Here is an 18,048-nt window from a genome sequence, read left to right on the forward strand (position 1 = left end):
AGCGAACAGGACGGTAGTGTCCAAAATGGTGCATGAGGCCTGAAAAGGCTAGCCTTCGACCCCGTCTAGTCGCTGTTTCTGCACCAGATTGGTGCAGACTACAAAGCCGGTGCGCGCGCGCCCGGCTTTTTTGTGCGCGTTCGGTTTGTCGGTGATGGCCTTGCGGCCGATTTTTCCGGCTCCGAGCGCGTGATCTTGAGTGTCGTTTGAGGAATCGAAGATGGATCTGCCCCAAAAGCAGGGTCTGTACGACCCCGCCAATGAACACGATGCCTGTGGCGTGGGTTTCATCGCCCACATCAAGGGCGAGAAACGTCATGACATCATTCTGCAGGGCCTCGAGATCCTGAAAAACCTCGACCACCGCGGCGCGGTGGGCGCCGACCCGCTGCAGGGCGACGGCGCGGGCATCCTGATCCAGATCCCCGACCAGCTCTACCGCGAGGAGATGGTCGCGCAGGGCGTCACCCTGCCGCTGCCCGGCGAGTACGGCGTCGGCATGGTGTTCATGCCCAAGGAAGCCGCCTCGCGCCTCGCCTGCGAGCAGGAGATCGAGCGTGCGGTCGTGGCCGAAGGCCAGGTCGTGCTCGGCTGGCGCGACGTGCCGGTCAACCGCGACATGCCGATGTCGCCCACGGTCAAGGCCATGGAGCCGGTGATCCGCCAGATCTTCATCGGCCGCGGCCCCGACGTCATGGTCACCGAGGCGCTCGAGCGCAAGCTCTACGTCGTGCGTCGCCGCTCGGCCAACGCCATCGGCGCGCTCAAGCTCAAGCACGCCAAGGAGTTCTACATGGTGTCGTGCTCGGCGCGCACCGTGAACTACAAGGGCCTGCTGCTCGCCGACCAGGTCGGCGAGTACTACCCCGACCTGCTCGACAAGCGCGCCGTGTCGGCGCTGTCGCTGGTGCATCAGCGCTTCTCGACCAACACCTTCCCGAAGTGGAACCTCGCCCACCCGTTCCGCTACATCGCGCACAACGGCGAGATCAACACCCTGCGCGGCAACTACAACTGGATGCGCGCGCGCGAGAAGGGCGTGCATTCGCCGCTGCTCGGCGACGACCTGCAGAAGATCTGGCCGCTGATCTACCCCGGCCAGTCCGACTCGGCCTCGTTCGACAATGCGCTCGAGCTGCTGGTGATGAGCGGCTACTCGCTCGCCCACGCGATGATGATGATGATCCCCGAGGCCTGGGAATCGCACACGCAGATGGACGAGAAGCGCCGCGCTTTCTACGAGTACCACGCGGCGATGATGGAGCCCTGGGACGGCCCCGCGGCGGTGGCCTTCACCGACGGCCGCCAGATCGGCGCCACCCTCGACCGCAACGGCCTGCGCCCGGCGCGCTACCTGATCACCGACGACGACCTCGTGGTGATGGCCTCCGAGTCCGGCGTGCTGCCCATCCCCGACAGCAAGATCGTCAAGAAGTGGCGCCTGCAGCCGGGCAAGATGTTCCTGATCGACATGGAGCAGGGCCGCATCATCGGCGACCAGGAGATCAAGGAGTCGCTCGCCCACGCGCGCCCCTACGCCGACTGGCTGCGCCGCATCAACATCAAGCTCGACACCCTCGAGGCCCCGGCCGTGATCGACACCGCCGCCGCCGACGAGCGCGTCGCGCCTCTGCTCGACCGCCAGCAGGCCTTCGGCTACACCCAGGAGGACATCAAGTTCATCCTCGAGCCGATGGGCAAGGCGGGCGAGGAGGGCACCGGCTCGATGGGCAACGACTCGCCGCTGGCGGTGCTGTCCTCGAAGAACAAGCCGCTGTTCAACTACTTCCGCCAGTTGTTCGCGCAGGTCACCAACCCGCCGATCGACCCGATTCGCGAGCAGATGGTGATGTCGCTGGTGTCCTTCATCGGCCCGCGTCCCAACCTGCTCGAGATCAACGAGATCAACCCGCCGTTCCGCCTCGAGGTGAGCCAGCCGGTGCTCGACTTCGAGGGCATGGCCAAGATCCGCAACATCGCGCGCTACACGCAGAACAAGTTCCGCTCGGCCGAGCTCGACATCTGCTACCCGGCCGAGTGGGGCAACGAGGGCGTCGAGGCGCGCCTTGCCTCGCTGTGCGCCGACGCCGAGAACGCGGTGTTGGCGGGCACCAACATCCTCATCGTCTCCGACCGCAAGCTCGCCGCCGATCGCGTCGCCATCCCCGCGCTGCTGGCGCTGTCCGCGATCCACCAGCACCTGGTGGAAAAAGGCCTGCGCACCCGCACCGGCCTCGTGGTCGAGACCGGCTCGGCGCGTGAGGTGCATCACTTCGCGGTGCTCGCCGGCTACGGCGCCGAGGCGGTGCACCCCTACCTCGCGCTCGAGACCCTGGCCCACCTGGCCGACGATGGCGAGGCCGCGGCCCAGTACGTCAAGCACTTCGTCAAGGCGATCGGCAAGGGCCTGATGAAGGTCATGTCCAAGATGGGCATCTCGACCTACATGTCCTACACCGGCGCACAGATCTTCGAGGCCGTCGGCCTCAAGCAGGCGCTGCTCGACAAGTACTTCACCGGCACCACCAGCCAGGTCGAGGGCATCGGCGTGTTCGAGGTGATGGAGGAGTCCATCCGCCTGCACAAGGCCGCTTTCGGTACCGACCCGGTGCTGCACGACATGCTCGATGCTGGTGGCGAGTACGCCTTCCGCATCCGCGGCGAGGAGCACATGTGGACGCCGGACGCGATCGCCAAGCTGCAGCACGCCACACGCTCGGGCAAGGCCGACACCTACAAGGAATACGCCAAGATCATCAACGACCAGAGCCGCCGCCACATGACGCTGCGCGGCCTGTTCGAGCTCAAGGCCGCGACTACCCCGGTGCCGCTCGACGAGGTCGAACCCGCCAAGGAGATCGTCAAGCGCTTCGCCACCGGCGCGATGTCGCTTGGCTCGATTTCCACCGAGGCGCACACCACCCTGGCGGTGGCGATGAACCGTATCGGCGGCAAGTCGAACACCGGCGAGGGCGGCGAAGACCCGATGCGCTTCAAGCCGCTGACCGAGGCGATCAAGCTGTCGCAGGTGATCGGCGAGAAGCGCATCGCGCGCGACCTCGACCTCAACGCCGGCGACTCGCTGCGCTCTGCGATCAAGCAGGTGGCCTCGGGCCGCTTCGGCGTCACCACCGAGTACCTGGTCAACGCCGACCAGATCCAGATCAAGATGGCCCAGGGCGCCAAGCCCGGCGAGGGCGGCCAGCTGCCCGGCCACAAGGTCTCGGAGTACATCGGCTTCCTGCGCCATTCGGTGCCGGGTGTCGGCCTCATCTCGCCGCCGCCGCACCACGACATCTACTCCATCGAAGACCTCGCGCAGCTCATCCACGACCTCAAGAACACCAACCCGGTGGCCAGCATCTCGGTCAAGCTGGTGTCCGAGATCGGCATCGGCACGGTGGCCGCGGGCGTCGCCAAGGCCAAGGCCGACCACATCGTGGTCGCCGGCCATGACGGCGGCACCGGCGCCTCGCCGTGGAGCTCGATTAAGCACGCCGGCTCGCCGTGGGAGCTGGGCCTGGCCGAGACCCAGCAGACCCTGGTGCTGAACCGTCTGCGCGGGCGCGTGCGCCTGCAGGTCGACGGCCAGATCAAGACCGGTCGCGACGTCGTCATCGGCGCGCTGCTCGGCGCCGACGAGTTCGGCTTCGCCACCGCGCCGCTGGTCGTCGAGGGCTGCATCATGATGCGCAAGTGCCACCTCAACACCTGCCCGGTCGGCGTCGCCACCCAGGACCCGGTGCTGCGCGCGCGCTTCTCCGGCCAGCCCGAGTACGTGGTCAACTACTTCTTCTTCGTCGCCGAGGAAGTGCGCGAGCTCATGGCGCAGCTCGGCGTACGCAGTTTCGACGAGCTCATCGGCCGCGCCGATCTGCTCGACATGAAGAAGGGCATCGCGCACTGGAAGGCGCAAGGCCTGGACTACTCGCGCATCTTCTACCTGCCCAACGTGCCTGCCGAGGTGCCGCGCCTGCACAGCGAGACGCAGGACCACGGCCTCGACAAGGCGCTCGACCGCCAGCTCGTCGCCCTCGCCAAGCCGGCGCTGGAGAAGGGCGAGAAGGTCAACATCGACCTGCCGGTGCGCAACATCAACCGCACCGTGGGCGCGATGCTCTCGGGCGAGGTGGCCAAGCGCTACGGCCACGCCGGCCTGCCCAACGACACCATCCACATCCGCCTCAACGGTACCGCCGGCCAGAGCTTCGGTGCCTTCGTGGCGCGTGGCGTCACGCTCGAGCTGGTGGGCGAGGGCAACGACTACGTCGGCAAGGGTCTCTCGGGCGGTCGCATCATCGTGCGTCCGAAGGCCGAGTTCCGCGGCGACACGCCGCAGAACATCATCGTCGGCAACACCGTGCTCTACGGCGCGACCGAGGGCGAAGTCTATTTCGCCGGTGTCGCCGGCGAGCGCTTCGCGGTGCGCAACTCCGGCGCCACCGCGGTGGTGGAGGGCGTGGGCGACCACGGCTGCGAGTACATGACCGGCGGCACCGTGGTGGTGCTCGGCCAGACCGGGCGCAACTTCGCCGCCGGCATGTCGGGCGGCGTGGCCTACGTGCTCGACGAAGACGGTACGTTCGAGCAGCGCTGCAACATGGCGCAGGTCGCGCTCGAGCCGCTGCCCGACGAGATCGCCGCGCGCAAGGGCTCGGAGTCGGGCGACGAACTCGAGTCCCACGGCCGTGTCGACATCGACCACCTGACGATGGGCGACGAGCTCATCCTCAAGGGCCTGATCGAGCGCCACGTCCGCTTCGCCAGCAGCGTACGCGCGCGCGAGATCCTGAACAACTGGGGCGTCTGGCGGCAGAAGTTCGTCAAGGTGTTCCCGCATGAGTACCGCCGTGCGCTGACCGAGATGGCGCAGCAGCGCGAAGCTGAGAAGGAGGCCGCATAAATGGGCAAGCCCACCGGATTCATGGAATATCAGCGTCTGTCCGAGGCCTACGAGCCGGTCGACAAGCGCCTGAAGACCTACAAGGAGTTCGTGGTCCGCCTCACCGACGAGCAGGCGTCGGTGCAGGGCGCGCGCTGCATGGACTGCGGCATCCCGTTCTGCAACAACGGCTGCCCGGTCAATAACATCATCCCGGACTGGAACGACCTCGTGTATCGCGGCCACTGGCGCGAGGCGATCGAGGTGCTGCACTCGACCAACAACTTCCCCGAGTTCACCGGCCGCATCTGCCCCGCGCCCTGCGAGGCGGCCTGCACGCTGAACATCAACACCGACGCGGTGGGCATCAAGTCGATCGAGCACGCGATCATCGACAAGGCCTGGGAAGAGGGCTGGGTGGTGCCGCAGCCCGCCGAAACCAGGACCGGCAGGAAGGTCGCCGTGGTCGGCTCCGGCCCCGCGGGGCTGGCCGCCGCGCAGCAGCTCGCGCGCGCCGGCCACGACGTCACCGTGTTCGAGAAGAACGACCGCATCGGCGGCCTGCTGCGCTACGGTATCCCCGACTTCAAGATGGAGAAGTCGCTGATCGACCGCCGCGTCGAGCAGCTGCAGGCCGAGGGCGTGGCGTTCCGCACCGGCGTGCTGGTCGGCGCCGCCAACGTGCCCGCCGGCATCGTCAATGATGCGAAGCAGGTGATCAGCGCCGAGCAGCTGCAGCAGGACTTCGACGCCGTGGTGCTCGCCGGCGGCTCCGAGATCCCGCGCGACCTGCCGGTGCCCGGCCGCGAACTCGGCGGCGTGCATTACGCGCTCGAGTTCCTCATCCCGCAGAACAAGCAGGTCGCCGGCGACAAGCCCAACCCGATCTCGGCCAAGGGCAAGCACGTGGTGGTGATCGGCGGTGGCGACACCGGCTCGGACTGCGTCGGCACCTCCAACCGCCATGGCGCGGCGAGCGTGACCCAGTTCGAGCTCATGCCCATGCCGCCCGAGCAGGAGAACAAGGCGCTGACCTGGCCCTACTGGCCGACCAAGCTGCGCACCTCGTCCTCGCACGAGGAGGGCTGCGAGCGCGACTTCGCCGTCGCCACCAAGGAGTTCATCGGCAAGAACGGCAAGGTCAAGGCGCTCAAGGCCTGTCGCCTGGAGTTCAAGGACGGCAAGATGTCCGAGGTGCCAGGCTCGGAGTTCGAGATCAAGGCCGACCTAGTGCTGTTCGCGATGGGCTTCACCCAGCCGGTGGGCGGCGTGCTCGAGGCCTTCGGCGTGGACAAGGACGCACGCGGCAATGCCAAGGCCACTACCGACGGCGCCGGCTGCTACACCACCAACGTGCCCAAGGTCTTCGCCGCCGGCGACATGCGCCGCGGGCAGTCGCTGGTCGTGTGGGCGATTCGTGAGGGCCGCCAGTGCGCCCGCGCGGTCGATGAGTTCCTGATGGGTGAGAGCTTGTTGCCCCGATAGGCGAATCGCCCACGGGGGGGAGTTGACGATTGCGGGCCGACCGGCCCGCAAGGCGTGAGGGCAGCCAGTGCGCCCGCGCGGTCGATGCGTTCCTGATGGGTGAGAGCCTGCTGCCGCGCTGATATCCTCTGCGCTGAAGCGATTTGCGAAAGGCGGTCCGCGGACCGCCTTTTTTTCGACCCTGTCTTCCGGAGCGCGCCACCCATGCCCAAGGTCCTCGTCATCAACGGCCCCAATCTCAACCTGCTCGGCACCCGCGAGCCCGAGATCTACGGCGCGACCACGCTCGCCGACGTCGAGAACGGACTGCGCGCGCAGGGCGAGGCGGTCGGCATCGAGCTGTCGTGCTTCCAGAGCAATCACGAGGGCGCGATCGTCGATCGCATTCACGCCGCGCGCGCCGAGGGCGTGGCGTGGATCCTCATCAACCCGGGTGCCTACACCCACACCAGCGTGGCGATCCGCGACGCGCTCGTCGGGGTGGCGATCCCCTTCGTCGAGGTGCATATCTCCAACGTGCACAGGCGCGAAGCCTTCCGCCACCACTCCTACCTGTCCGACGTCGCCGAGGCGGTGATGGCCGGCTTCGGCGTGCACGGCTACGGCCTCGCGCTGCAATACATCGCCCTCCGCCTGCGCTGACCGCGCCCGCGCCGAGATGGACGCGCTCGGCTGGTTCGTCACCGCCATCGCCATCGTGCTCACCGGCATCTCCAAGGCCGGGCTGGGCGGGGCGCTCGGCGGGCTGGCGGTGCCCTTCATGTCGATGTGGATCCCGCCGCGCGACGCGGTCGCGGTGGTGCTGCCGATCCTGATCGTGATGGACATGGTCGGCATCCGGGTGTGGCGCGGCAAGGCCGATCGCGGCGACCTCCGCCACCTGATCCCGGCCGCGCTGCTCGGCATCGGCGCGGGGACGCTGCTCTGCGGCGTGCTCTCCGACCGCATGGTCAAGCTCGTGCTCGGGCTGATCGTGCTCGCCTTCGTTGCCGACCGCCTGCTGCGCCGGCGCACCGCGGTCGCCGCGACCGGCGAAGGACCGCGCGTGCTGCCCTTCGCCCGGTCGTGCGGCGCCAAGCTGCTATGGGACGGGCTGGGCGGCGGAAGCCGGCCGATCAGCCGGAAAAGTGGAACACCTCGGGGTCGTCCCAGTGCTCGACGAGTACGCGCCGGACGCGGTCCTGCCACAGCTGTCCGAAGCGCTGCAGTTCGCCGGCGTCGGCGTCGCCGCGCATGCAGCGGCCCATGCGCTCGGCCATCTCGGGGTGGGGCTGCACCTTTGCCAGTTCGGCGGCAGCGTCCACGGAGGCGCCGGTGTCGCTGCGGCTGAAGCGCAGCGCGAGCGGCTGCGGTTCGCCGAAGCGCTGCAGGTTGCGGCGCACGAAGCGCCCGGCGATGCCCTTGAAGCCGCCGTCCTGGGCGCTGCCGGTGAGGAGCCCGACCACCGCGGCGACGACGCCGGTCACGCCCTCGTCGAGAGGATGCTGGAAGCCCACCTGCACCAAGCCGCGCACGGGCAATGCGCCGGGGAAGAGCCGCGTCATCGCGTGATGGGCGAGGGCGTAGGCCGAGGCCACCGTCGGGCAGGAATGGCCGGCCAGGCGCACCGCGTCGGCGTAGCCGTACTCGAGCACGCCCCCCTCGGCGGCGCCGAGGAACTCGGCGAGCGGATCGCGCACCACGAGGCGTGGCACCTGGTCGAAGAAAGCGGGAAAACGTTCGCTGGACATGCTCGCTCCGGGGCGTTGGGGAGCGCCGATTCTCCGTCCGCGCCGGTGTCGGCCGCCTTGACGTGGCTCAGGCCGCCTGCTTGCCGAGGCGGCGCTCGATCGCCTTCGCTGCCGCGCGCACCCGGCATGCGGTGAGGCCTTCCCAGTCCGGATCGACGCTCCCGACCGGTCCCATCGCGGTGATCGCGAGCGCGAGCTGGCCGCCGCCGTCGAAGACCGGCGCGGAAAACGCATGGATGCCCGGGATCGGATTGCCGAGTGCGCGCGCGAGGCGCTGCGTGCGGATCTCGTCGAGCACCGCCCGGACGTCGGCGGGGGACATCTCCAGCGGTGGGGCGCCCACCGCCGCCGCTTCGGCGGCGAGCACGGGGGCGACGATGCGCTGCGGCAGGAAGGCCGCGAACACGCGCCCGGTGGCCGACAGCAGCAAGGGCGTCATGACCGTGCCGGGCCGCATGTTGATGTGGATCTGGCGGCTGCACTCCTCGATGTGCACGACGGTGGGGCCGTGGTTGCCCCACACCGCGATCGCCACGTTGAGCTCGATGTCGTCGGCGAGCCGGGCGGCTTCGGGCAGGGCCGCCTTGATCGGATCGAGGCCGTGCAGCGCGCTCAGGCCCATCTGCAGCGCGAACGGGCCGAGCCCATAGCGGCCGGTGAGCGCGTCCTGCTCCACCAGGCCGAGCTTGCCGAAGCTCACCAGGTAGGGATGCGCCTTGGCCGCCGGCATGCCGGCCTCGCGTGCGAGGTCCTTCAGCATCATCGGCTTGCCTTCGCGCACCAGGGCGGACAGCAGGCTGCCGCCGACCTCGATGGACTGGATGCCGCGGCGCTCGGCGGCGGACTCGGCCGCATCGCGTGCGGTCGAGGGGGAGGGATTAGGGATGTCCTGCATGCTGCTCTCCGGATTCGCGGCGCATCTTAACAGTCCACCGGACTGGCCGCGTATCCGAAAGATTCGCCTATAACAAACGTATTGACTATTAACGAACTCGCAACTAGTATGGATCCATCGCTGCACATCACCGGAGACCTCCCCTCATGAGCACCAAGAAATTCGCCTCCCAGGCCGACCTCGAAGAGAAGAAGATCAGCTGGGAGAAACTGTCCGAAAACGCCTATGCCTATACCGCCGAGGGCGACCCCAACACCGGCGTGATCATCGGCGACGACGGCGTGATGATCATCGACGCCACCGCCACCCCGGTGGCCGCGCAGGGCGTGATCGCCAAGGTGCGCGAGATCACCGACCTGCCGATCAAGTATGTGGTGCTCACCCACTACCACGCGGTGCGCGTGCTCGGCGCCTCGGGCTACAAGGCCGAGGGCCTGGAGCAGATCATCGCCAGCAAGGACACCTGGGACCTCATCGCCGAGCGCGGCCAGCAGGACATGGACTCCGAGATCGGCCGCTTCCCGCGCCTGTTCCAGGCGGTCGAGAGCGTGCCCGGACTGACCTGGCCGACCATGACCTTCAGTGGCGAGATGACCGTGTGGATGGGCAAGCTCGAGGTCCGCATCAAGCAGCTCGGCCGCGGCCACACCAAGGGCGACACCATCGTCTATCTGCCCGCCCAGGACATCTGCTTCTCGGGCGACCTGGTCGAGGCCGACGCCGCCTGCTACACCGGCGACGCCTACCTCGCCGACTGGCCGCAGACCCTCGACAACCTGGCGGCGATGAACTTCGCCAAGCTCGTGCCCGGCCGCGGCCCGGCGCTGATGACGCCGGAGAAGGTCCAGGCCGGCCTCGCCTACACGCGCGATTTTGTCTCCACGCTGTACCGCAGCGCGCAGGAGGCGGTCGCGAAGGGCATGGACCTGAAGGCGACGATGGCGCACACCCGCGCCAACATGGACCCGAAGTTCGGCCAGGTCTTCATCTACGAGCACTGCCTGCCCTTCGACGTCACCCGCGCCCACGACGAGGCGAGCGGCATCCGCGATCCGCGCATCTGGACCGCCGAGCGCGACCAGCAGATGTGGCACGCGCTGCAGCAGGGCTGAGCCTGCAGCGGGCAGGGCGTCGTGTGGCGCCGCGCCTCTCGCACCCCTGATTTCCAGCAGCGTCCGGCGCCGGCTGCGGCGCCCCGCACCGCACCGCAGGACCGCGCGCCAAGACGCGGCCCCGGCGCACACGAACAAACCCGGAGGAGACCGCCGTGCTGAGCACGTACCAATACCCCAAGTTCGAATACGTCCGTCCGCCCGAGATCGCCGAAGGGCGCGACGGCCACTACCCGGTGGTGATCGTCGGCGCCGGCCCGGTGGGTCTGTGCACCGCGATCGACCTCGCCCGCCAGGGCCGGCAGGTGCTGCTGCTCGACAACGACGACACGGTGTCGATCGGCTCGCGCGGCGTGTGCTACGCCAAGCGCACCCTCGAGGTGCTCGACCGCCTCGGCTGTGGTGAGGAGATGGTGCAGAAGGGCGTGTCGTGGAACGTCGGCCGCACCTTCTTCCGCGAGGACGAGGTATTCAACTTCAACCTCTGCCCCGAACCCGACCACCACCGCCCGGGCATGATCAACCTGCAGCAGTACTACCTCGAGGACTACCTGGTGCAGCGCGCGCGCAAGCTCCCGAACCTCGAGATGCGCTTCAGGAACAACGTGATCGCGGTCACCCCCGGCGAGAAGCAGGCGAGCCTGCGCGTGGAGACGCCCGATGGCGCCTATACGCTCACCACCGACTGGCTGGTGGTGGCCGACGGCGCGCGCAGCCCGATCCGCACCATGCTCGGGCTGGATATCGAGGGCAAGGTCTTCATGGACCGCTTCCTCATCGCCGACGTGGTCATGAAGGCGGACTTCCCCACCGAGCGCTGGTTCTGGTTCGACCCGCCCTTCCATCCCAACCAGTCGGTGCTGCTGCACCGCCAGGCCGACAACGTCTTCCGCATCGACTTCCAACTCGGCTGGCAGGCGGATCCGGAGCAGGAGAAGAAGCCCGAGAACGTGATCCCGCGCATCCAGGCGATGATCGGGGACGATCGCGAGTTCGAGCTCGAGTGGGTCAGCGTGTATACCTTCCAGTGCCGGCGCATGAACCGCTTCAATCACGGTCGCGTGCTCTTCGTCGGCGACTCGGCGCACCAGGTCTCGCCCTTCGGGGCGCGCGGCGCCAACTCCGGCATCCAGGACGCCGACAACCTGGTGTGGAAGCTCGCGCTGGTGATGGACGGCAAGGCGCCCGCCACGCTGCTCGACACCTACGGCGACGAGCGCGGCTTCGCGGCGGACGAGAACATCATGAACTCGACGCGCTCGACCGACTTCATCACGCCCAAGAGCCGCACCAGCAGGACCTTCCGCAACGCGGTGCTGGGCCTGGCCGAGCACCATCCCTTCGCGCGCGCCCTGGTCAACTCCGGGCGCCTGTCGGTGCCGAGCTTCCTCGTCGATTCGCGGCTCAACACCGCCGACGATGCGGTGTTCGCCGGCAACATGGTGCCGGGCGCGCCGATGGACGACGCCCCGATCGAGTCCGTCGGCGGCGAGCCCTGGCTGCTGCAGGTGCTCGGCGACCGCTTCCAGTTGCTGCACTACGTGGCCGACGCCGCCGACCTCGACGCCGCCAGCGTGGCCGCGCTGCAGTCGCTCGCGGAAGGGCCGATTCCGGTGGAGCCGATCGTGGTCGCGGCGCGCGGCCGGGCGCCGGCCGGACTGCGCACGCTGATCGACGCCAAGGGCCGCATCCGCGAGCGCTACGACCTGCAGCCCGGCACCACCTACCTCGCCCGCCCCGACCAGCACGTCGCCGCGCGCTGGCGCGCCCTCGACCCGGCCCGCGTGCGCGCCGCCGTCGCCCGCGCCACCTGCAACGCCTGAAGGAGACCGTCATGGCCCTGAACACCCAGCCCAACCTGTTCGAACCCGGCAAGCGCTACTTCCGTGCCTTCTCGCCCGGCGACGATTTCTACGAAGCCCTGATCGAGACCCACCGTGATCTGAGCGACGAGCAGAGCGAGATGGTCAACGCCCGCCTGATCCTGCTGCTCGCCAACCACATCGGCGACATCGCGGTGCTGCGCGAGGCGATGAGCATCGCTCGCGCAGGGGTGGTCGCAAAGGACTGATCGTTACGCGAGCCGGTCGATGGTGGCCGTGCTGCAGACGACGTGCAGCGAGCGGGATCGCTGCAATGATGATGCCCGGACCGGAGCGCTCCGTTATCTTCCCGAAATGCCGCAACGGAGCTTCGGCACTGAACCAAGGACGAGGAGACCGCAATGACCCCGATCGTGAAGAAGATCCATCACGTCGCCTACCGCTGCAAGGACGCGCTCGAGACCGCGCGCTGGTACGAGAAGCACCTCGGCATGAAGCTCGTGCTGTCGATCGCCGAGGACGCCGTGCCCTCTACCGGCGAGCCCGATCCCTACATGCACATCTTCATGGACGCCGGCATGGGCAACGTGCTCGCCTTCTTCGAGCTGCCCACGCGTGCGCCGATGGGCCGCGACGAGAACACCCCGGCGTGGACCCAGCACCTGGCGATGGAGGTCGACTCGATGGAGACCCTGCTCGCCACCAAGGCCCGCCTCGAGTCCGAGGGCATCCAGGTGGTCGGTCCCACCGACCACGCGCTCTTCCAGTCGATCTACTTCTTCGATCCGAACGGCCACCGCCTCGAGCTCGCCTGCAACACGAACCGCCCGGGCATGCTGGAGGCGCTCGACAAGGTCAAATGGGACATGCTCGAGGAGTGGGCGCAGACGAAGAAGGCCCCCAGGCACGCGGCCTGGATGCACGACGGCCGCTACAAGGAGATGTTCCAGTGAAACTCGCCACCCTCAAGCAAGGCGGCCGCGACGGCACCCTGGTCGTCGTCAGCCGCGATCTCACCCGCTGCCGTGCCGTGCCGGCGATCGCCCGCACCCTGCAGGCCGCGCTCGACGACTGGCAGGCCTGCGAGCCGCAGCTGCGCCAGGTGTATGAGGCGCTCAACAGCGGCGCGGTCGACGCCCAGCCCTTCGACCAGGCCGCCTGCGCCTCGCCGCTGCCGCGCGCCTACCAGTGGGCCGACGGCTCGGCCTACATCAACCACGTCGAGCTGGTGCGCAAGGCGCGCAATGCCGAGATGCCGCCCTCGTTCTACACCGACCCGCTGATGTACCAGGGCGGCTCGGACAGCTTCATCGGCCCGCGCGACGCGGTGGTGGCCGACGAGGCCTGGGGCATCGACTTCGAGGCCGAGGTCACGGTGGTGACCGGCGACGTGCCGATGGGCGCCACCCCCGCCGAGGCGGCGCAGGCGATCCGGCTGGTGATGCTGGTGAATGATGTGTCGCTGCGCAATCTGATTCCCAACGAGCTCGCCAAGGGTTTCGGCTTCTTCCAGAGCAAGCCGGCCTCGGCCTTCAGTCCGGTCGCGGTCACGCCCGACGAGCTCGGCGAAGCCTGGAGGGATGCCAAGGTGCACCTGCCGCTGGTGGTGCACCTCAACGGCAAGCTCTTCGGCAAACCCGAGGCCGGCGTCGACATGACCTTCGACTTCGGCCAGCTCGTCGCCCACGTCGCCAGGACGCGCGAGCTCGAGGCGGGCTCGATCATCGGCTCGGGCACGGTCTCCAACAAGCAGGGCGACCTGTGGGGCTCGTCGATCGATCACGGCGGCGTCGGCTACTGCTGCCTCGCCGAAGTACGCACCTACGAGACCATCGAGCAGGGCAAGCCGGCCACGCCCTTCATGCGCGACGGCGACGTCGTCCGCATCGAGATGTTCGACCGCCAGGGCCGCAACGTCTTCGGCACGATCGAGAACCGGGTGACGGCGCGCAAGGGCTGAGGCAAGTGAAGCTCTACACCTACTTCCGCAGTTCGGCCGCGTATCGCGTGCGCATCGCACTGAACCTCAAGGGCCTGGACTACCAGGCCGTGCCGGTGCATCTGGTGCGCGGCGGCGGCGAGCACCGCCAGCCCGCCTACCTGGGCCTCAATCCCGCCGGCCTGGTGCCGGCGCTGGAGGACCAGGGCCAGGTACTGACCCAGTCGCTGGCGATCATCGAGTATCTCGAGGAGAGCCATCCACAGCCGGCACTGCTGCCGGCCGCGCCGCTCGACCGCGCCCGCGTGCGTGCGATCGCGCAGGCGATCGCCTGCGACATCCACCCGGTGAATAACCTGCGCGTGCTGCAGTACCTCACGCGCGAGCTCGATGCCAGCGAAGAGCAGAAGAACGCCTGGTACCGGCACTGGATCGGCGTCGGCCTGCAGGCGGTGGAGGCGATGCTCGCCGGCGATGCGCGTACCGGTGCGTTCTGCCACGGTGATACGCCCGGCCTGGCCGACTGCTGCCTGGTGCCGCAGGTCTTCAACGCCCGCCGCTTCGGCTGCGAGCTGTCAGCGATGCCGACGGTGCTGCGCATCGCGGAGACCTGCGCCGGGCTGGAGGCTTTCCAGCGCGCCGCGCCCGAGGCCCAGCCCGACGCCGAGTGAGCGGCGCAGTCGGGCTTTCCGGCCTTGCGGGTGAGCGGTTGCGAATGGCTGCGCGCGCAGGCGAGGGAGACCGGGGCGCGTGCGCGAGTCGCGCAGGGATGCCCGGCGACGATCTTTTTTTGCCCTTCGTCCTGCCACCGGCGGTATCTTCCGCGGGCTTGGTCCCCGTTTTCGGAGTCCCGATGTCGACCGCTTTCGTCGTCCTTGCCTTGTCGCTGCTGCTCGGCCTCCAGCCGGTCACCACCGATCTCTATCTGCCCGCGCTGCCCTCGATCACCCAGGACCTGGGCGCCTCGGTGGCGCAGGCGCAGCTCACGCTGTCGGGCCTGCTGCTCGCCTTCGGCCTGTCGCAGCTGGTGTGGGGACCGATCTCGGACCGCTTCGGGCGCCGGCCGGTGCTCCTGCTCGGGCTGGCGATCTACGTCGTGGCGGCGGTGGGCAGCACGCTCGCCGGGTCGATGGAGGCGCTGCTGCTGTGGCGGATCGCCCAGGGCGCGGCGATGGGGGCGTCGGTGATGTGCGCGCGTGCGCTGGTGCGCGACCTCTACAGCCCCGAGGTCGGGGCGCGCGCGATCAGCAAGGGGCTCACCGGGCTGGGCGTGATCGCCTGCCTGAGCATCCCGCTCGGCGGCGTGCTCGCCGAGTTCTTCGGCTGGCGGAGCGCCTTGTCGGCGCTGGCGCTGTTCGGCGCGGCCACGCTGGCACTGATCGCGCTGCGCTTCGAGGAGACCCTGCAGCGTCCCGACCCCGATGCGCTGCGCCCGGCCACGCTGGTGCGCACCTGGATCACCATCCTGCGCAACCCCACCTTCCTCGCCTTCGCGCTGCTGGCTGCGGCGACCTACGGCGGCCTGTTCACCCTGCTGGCGGCCTCGTCCTTCGTGTTCATCCGTCTGATGGAGCTGTCGCGCATCGAGTACGGCGCGCTGATGTTCGTGATCGTGCTCGCCTACGTTGGCGGGACCCTGTTGTGCCGCCGCCTGCTCGTGCGCTTCGGCGTGCAGCGCACGGTGGCGATCGGCGGCGTGTTCTCGCTCGCGGGCGGCAGCCTGCTCGGGCTCGGCGGGCTGGCCGGCCTGGAGGGCGTGTGGCCGATCCTGCTCCCCGCCTTGATCTACATGGTCGGCCACGGCATCCACCAGCCCTGCGGCCAGGCGGGCGCGGTCGGGCCCTTCCCGAAGGCGGCGGGCGCCGCCTCGGCGATGAGCGGCTTCCTGATGATGGTGGTGGCGTTCGCGATGGGGCAGTGGCTGGGCGCGAGCATGGACGGGACGCCGCTGCCGATGACCCACGGCATGTGGTTCTGGGGCGTGGCGACGGCCGCGGTGGCCTGGGGGCTGGTCGGCCGGGTGCCGCGCCAGGCTTGAATGCATGGGGCGGCTGGCGCGAAGCGGGGCGGCTCCGATCGGAACGGCGCTCGCTCCTCCGCCGCATTCGCGCCTTGCGGCGCTCCTGCACGGGGCGCCTGCATTGAGTTTGCCGGATCAGATCGCGCCGGCTGCGCGCAGCGCGGCGATGCGGGCCTCGTCGTAACCCAGGCCCGCCAACACCGCGTCGGTGTGCGCGCCCAGCGCCGGCCCGATCCATTCGCTGCCGCCGGGCGTGCCCGACAGCTTCGGCACCACGCCCGGCATGCGGCAGTCGCGCCCGTCGGGCAGCTTCACCGTGTGCAACATCTCGCGCGCCAGGAATTGCGGGTCGGCGAACATGTCGGCCACCGAGTAGATGCGCGAGGCCGGCACCTCGGCGGCGGCCAGCGTCGCCAGCACCGCGGCCTCGTCGTGCTGCGCCACCCAGGCGTCGATCAGCGCGTACAACTCCTCGCGGCGAGCGTCGCGGCCGGCGTTGTCAGCGAGCGTGGCGTCCTCGGCGAGGTCGTCGCGCCCCATCGCACGCATCAGGCGGCGGAAGATCGCGTCGCCGTTGGCGCCGATGGTGATGTGGCGGCCGTCGCGGGTGGTGTGGGTGTTGGACGGCGTGATGCCGGGCATGATGTTGCCGGTGCGCTCGCGCACGAAGCCGAACACGTCGAACTCGGGCACCAGCGACTCCATCATCGCGAACACCGCCTCGTAGAGCGCGACATCCACCACCTGGCCTGCACCGCCATTCACTTCCTTGTGGCGCAGCGCCATCAGCGCCCCGAGCGCACCCCACAGCGCGGCGATCGAGTCGCCGATCGAGATCCCGGTCTTCACCGGCGGGCGGTCGGGAAAGCCGGTCACGTAGCGCAGCCCGCCCATCGACTCGCCGATCGCGCCGAAGCCCGGCTGCTGCGCCATCGGCCCGCTCTGCCCGAAACCGGACAGGCGCACCATGACGAGGCCGGGGTTGATCTTCGACAGCGCCTCCCAGCCCAGGCCGAGCTTGTCGAGCACGCCGGGGCGGAAGTTCTCCACCACGATGTCGGCCTCGGCGACCAGCCGGCGCACCACCTCGACGCCGTCGGGGTGCTTGAGGTTGACCGTCACCGACTTCTTGTTGCGCGCCTGCAGGTACCACCACAGCGAGGTGCCCTCGTAGAGCTTGCGCCACTTGCGCAGCGGGTCGCCGCCGTCGGGCGCTTCGATCTTGATCACCTCGGCGCCGAACTCGGCGAGGATGCGGGCGGCGAAGGGGCCGGCGATGAGCGTGCCGAGCTCGACGACCTTGATGCCGGCGAGGGGTTTGGCGGGTGCGGTCATGGTGGGGTAGGGCCGTGAAGTGGGTGCGTCATTATCTCAGCCTCCGGGCGTGCATCCTGCGTCACTTGGCCGAACCGGAGCAGGCGATAATCGCGACGTCTTCCATCCTGCCCGCCGCGCCCCATGCCCACCCTCGACCGCCGCCAGTTCTCCCCCTCCGCCGCGCGCAACCGCGGCCCCATCCTCGCCGTGCTGCAGCGCGTGCTGCCGGTCGACGGGCTGGTTCTGGAACTCGGCAGCGGCACCGGCGAGCATGCGGTGCATTTTGCCCGCCACCTGCCCGCGCTGTGCTGGCAGCCGAGCGACGCCGACCCCGCGGCGCTGGCCTCGATCACGGACTGGGTGGCGCACAGCGGGCTGCCCAACCTGCTGGCGCCCGTGTGCTTCGACCTCGCCGCCACCCCCTGGCCGGTCGCCGCCGCGGACGCGATCGTGGCGATCAACGTGCTGCATTACTCGCCCTGGGAGAGCACGCCGGCGCTGTTTGCGGGCGCGGCGGCGGTCGTGCCGGAAGGCGGCGTGGTGGTGTGCTACGGCCCGTATCGCCGCGGTGGCGCCCACACCGCGCCGAGCAACGCCGACTTCGACGAGTGGCTGCGCAGCGTCGATGCGCGCTTCGCGGTGCGCGACCTGGAGGCGGTGGAGACCGAGGCCCGGCGTTGTGGCTTCGGGCTGGAGGCGGTGGTCGACATGCCGGCGAACAACTTCAGCCTGGTCTTCCGTCGCGGTGGGGGGCTCGGCGTGCGCGCATGATGTGCGCGGCCGGCGCATCGGCGACAATCGATGCTGCCGCGTTTCCACGCCCCTGAACCGTTCTTGAGACTCCC

Annotated in this window: 14 protein-coding genes and 1 pseudogene; 12 read left to right on the plus strand and 3 right to left on the minus strand. The window is 69.0% G+C overall.

From position 1 onward, the window contains the following. Nucleotides 1-220: 220 nt before the first annotated feature. The 4 genes and pseudogenes from PO78_RS13040 to PO78_RS22320 all read left to right on the plus strand — a co-directional run. The gene (locus tag PO78_RS13040) at nucleotides 221-4,903 is read left to right on the plus strand and encodes a glutamate synthase-related protein (RefSeq protein ID WP_043744262.1); all 4,683 of its coding nucleotides are present in this window, start codon (nucleotides 221-223) and stop codon (nucleotides 4,901-4,903) included. Continuing rightward, nucleotides 4,904-6,367 (plus strand): glutamate synthase subunit beta, encoded by a 1,464-nt coding sequence (locus tag PO78_RS13045; RefSeq protein ID WP_043744264.1) that lies wholly within the window; start codon nucleotides 4,904-4,906, stop codon nucleotides 6,365-6,367. Between the two features lie 204 nt (nucleotides 6,368-6,571). Then, nucleotides 6,572-7,009, plus strand: coding sequence for a type II 3-dehydroquinate dehydratase (aroQ, locus tag PO78_RS13050; RefSeq protein WP_043744267.1), 438 nt, complete (start codon nucleotides 6,572-6,574; stop codon nucleotides 7,007-7,009). Between the two features lie 16 nt (nucleotides 7,010-7,025). Next, nucleotides 7,026-7,388 (plus strand): annotated as a pseudogene (locus tag PO78_RS22320) (sulfite exporter TauE/SafE family protein); the annotation flags it as partial. Nucleotides 7,389-7,482: 94 nt separating this feature from the next. Here PO78_RS22320 and PO78_RS13055 read toward each other — a convergent pair. Both PO78_RS13055 and PO78_RS13060 read right to left on the minus strand, forming a co-directional pair. Then, nucleotides 7,483-8,097: a hypothetical protein gene (locus PO78_RS13055; protein ID WP_012584671.1), complete on the minus strand. Its 615-nt coding sequence runs from the start codon at nucleotides 8,095-8,097 to the stop codon at nucleotides 7,483-7,485. A 67-nt stretch (nucleotides 8,098-8,164) separates the two neighbouring features. Next, nucleotides 8,165-8,992, minus strand: a complete 828-nt coding sequence (locus PO78_RS13060) for an IclR family transcriptional regulator (RefSeq protein ID WP_004299458.1) — start codon at nucleotides 8,990-8,992, stop codon at nucleotides 8,165-8,167. A gap of 146 nt (nucleotides 8,993-9,138) precedes the next feature. Between PO78_RS13060 and PO78_RS13065 the strand changes: the two genes are divergently transcribed. The 7 genes from PO78_RS13065 to PO78_RS13095 all read left to right on the plus strand — a co-directional run bounded on the left by PO78_RS13065 (nucleotide 9,139) and on the right by PO78_RS13095 (nucleotide 15,904). After that, on the plus strand, nucleotides 9,139-10,104 hold the full coding sequence (locus PO78_RS13065) for an MBL fold metallo-hydrolase (RefSeq protein WP_043744268.1): 966 nt from the start codon (nucleotides 9,139-9,141) through the stop codon (nucleotides 10,102-10,104). Between the two features lie 155 nt (nucleotides 10,105-10,259). Further along, complete coding sequence (locus PO78_RS13070) at nucleotides 10,260-11,927, plus strand: FAD-dependent oxidoreductase (protein ID WP_004299454.1); 1,668 nt, start codon at nucleotides 10,260-10,262, stop codon at nucleotides 11,925-11,927. 11 nt (nucleotides 11,928-11,938) lie between these two features. Continuing rightward, complete coding sequence (locus PO78_RS13075) at nucleotides 11,939-12,175, plus strand: DUF2783 domain-containing protein (RefSeq protein ID WP_004299452.1); 237 nt, start codon at nucleotides 11,939-11,941, stop codon at nucleotides 12,173-12,175. A 153-nt stretch (nucleotides 12,176-12,328) separates the two neighbouring features. Continuing rightward, complete coding sequence (locus tag PO78_RS13080; protein WP_004299450.1) at nucleotides 12,329-12,880, plus strand: VOC family protein; 552 nt, start codon at nucleotides 12,329-12,331, stop codon at nucleotides 12,878-12,880. Continuing rightward, on the plus strand, nucleotides 12,877-13,887 hold the full coding sequence (locus PO78_RS13085) for a fumarylacetoacetate hydrolase family protein (RefSeq protein WP_043744274.1): 1,011 nt from the start codon (nucleotides 12,877-12,879) through the stop codon (nucleotides 13,885-13,887). The genes PO78_RS13080 and PO78_RS13085 overlap by 4 nt, the downstream gene beginning before the upstream one ends. Nucleotides 13,888-13,892: 5 nt before the next feature. Then, nucleotides 13,893-14,537, plus strand: a complete 645-nt coding sequence (maiA, locus tag PO78_RS13090) for a maleylacetoacetate isomerase (RefSeq protein ID WP_043744279.1) — start codon at nucleotides 13,893-13,895, stop codon at nucleotides 14,535-14,537. Nucleotides 14,538-14,719: 182 nt separating this feature from the next. Further along, nucleotides 14,720-15,904, plus strand: a complete 1,185-nt coding sequence (locus tag PO78_RS13095) for a Bcr/CflA family efflux MFS transporter (RefSeq protein ID WP_043744282.1) — start codon at nucleotides 14,720-14,722, stop codon at nucleotides 15,902-15,904. A gap of 117 nt (nucleotides 15,905-16,021) precedes the next feature. Here the strand turns inward: PO78_RS13095 and PO78_RS13100 are convergent, their stop codons facing one another. After that, nucleotides 16,022-17,221 carry a CaiB/BaiF CoA transferase family protein gene (locus PO78_RS13100; protein WP_043744285.1) on the minus strand — a complete coding sequence of 400 codons (1,200 nt, stop codon included), beginning with the start codon at nucleotides 17,219-17,221 and terminating at the stop codon, nucleotides 16,022-16,024. A gap of 123 nt (nucleotides 17,222-17,344) precedes the next feature. Here PO78_RS13100 and PO78_RS13105 point away from each other — a divergent pair, with 123 nt between their 5' ends. Next, on the plus strand, nucleotides 17,345-17,974 hold the full coding sequence (locus PO78_RS13105; RefSeq protein ID WP_012584677.1) for a DUF938 domain-containing protein: 630 nt from the start codon (nucleotides 17,345-17,347) through the stop codon (nucleotides 17,972-17,974). The last annotated feature ends 74 nt before the right edge of the window (nucleotides 17,975-18,048 follow it).

This window comes from Thauera sp. SWB20 (genome assembly GCF_000831325.1).
Classification (GTDB): domain Bacteria; phylum Pseudomonadota; class Gammaproteobacteria; order Burkholderiales; family Rhodocyclaceae; genus Thauera; species Thauera aminoaromatica.

Excerpts from the sequence above, each read along its gene's own strand:
- PO78_RS13075 (WP_004299452.1), top strand. The coding sequence starts at position 11,939 with ATGGCCCTGAACACCCAGCCCAACCTGTTCGAACCCGGCAAGCGCTAC.
- PO78_RS13080 (WP_004299450.1), top strand. The coding sequence starts at position 12,329 with ATGACCCCGATCGTGAAGAAGATCCATCACGTCGCCTACCGCTGCAAG.
- PO78_RS13100 (WP_043744285.1), bottom strand. The coding sequence starts at position 17,221 with ATGACCGCACCCGCCAAACCCCTCGCCGGCATCAAGGTCGTCGAGCTC.
- PO78_RS13045 (WP_043744264.1), top strand. The coding sequence starts at position 4,904 with ATGGGCAAGCCCACCGGATTCATGGAATATCAGCGTCTGTCCGAGGCC.
- aroQ (WP_043744267.1), top strand. The coding sequence starts at position 6,572 with ATGCCCAAGGTCCTCGTCATCAACGGCCCCAATCTCAACCTGCTCGGC.
- PO78_RS13060 (WP_004299458.1), bottom strand. The coding sequence starts at position 8,992 with ATGCAGGACATCCCTAATCCCTCCCCCTCGACCGCACGCGATGCGGCC.
- PO78_RS13095 (WP_043744282.1), top strand. The coding sequence starts at position 14,720 with ATGTCGACCGCTTTCGTCGTCCTTGCCTTGTCGCTGCTGCTCGGCCTC.
- PO78_RS13065 (WP_043744268.1), top strand. The coding sequence starts at position 9,139 with ATGAGCACCAAGAAATTCGCCTCCCAGGCCGACCTCGAAGAGAAGAAG.
- PO78_RS13055 (WP_012584671.1), bottom strand. The coding sequence starts at position 8,097 with ATGTCCAGCGAACGTTTTCCCGCTTTCTTCGACCAGGTGCCACGCCTC.
- PO78_RS13040 (WP_043744262.1), top strand. The coding sequence starts at position 221 with ATGGATCTGCCCCAAAAGCAGGGTCTGTACGACCCCGCCAATGAACAC.
- PO78_RS13105 (WP_012584677.1), top strand. The coding sequence starts at position 17,345 with ATGCCCACCCTCGACCGCCGCCAGTTCTCCCCCTCCGCCGCGCGCAAC.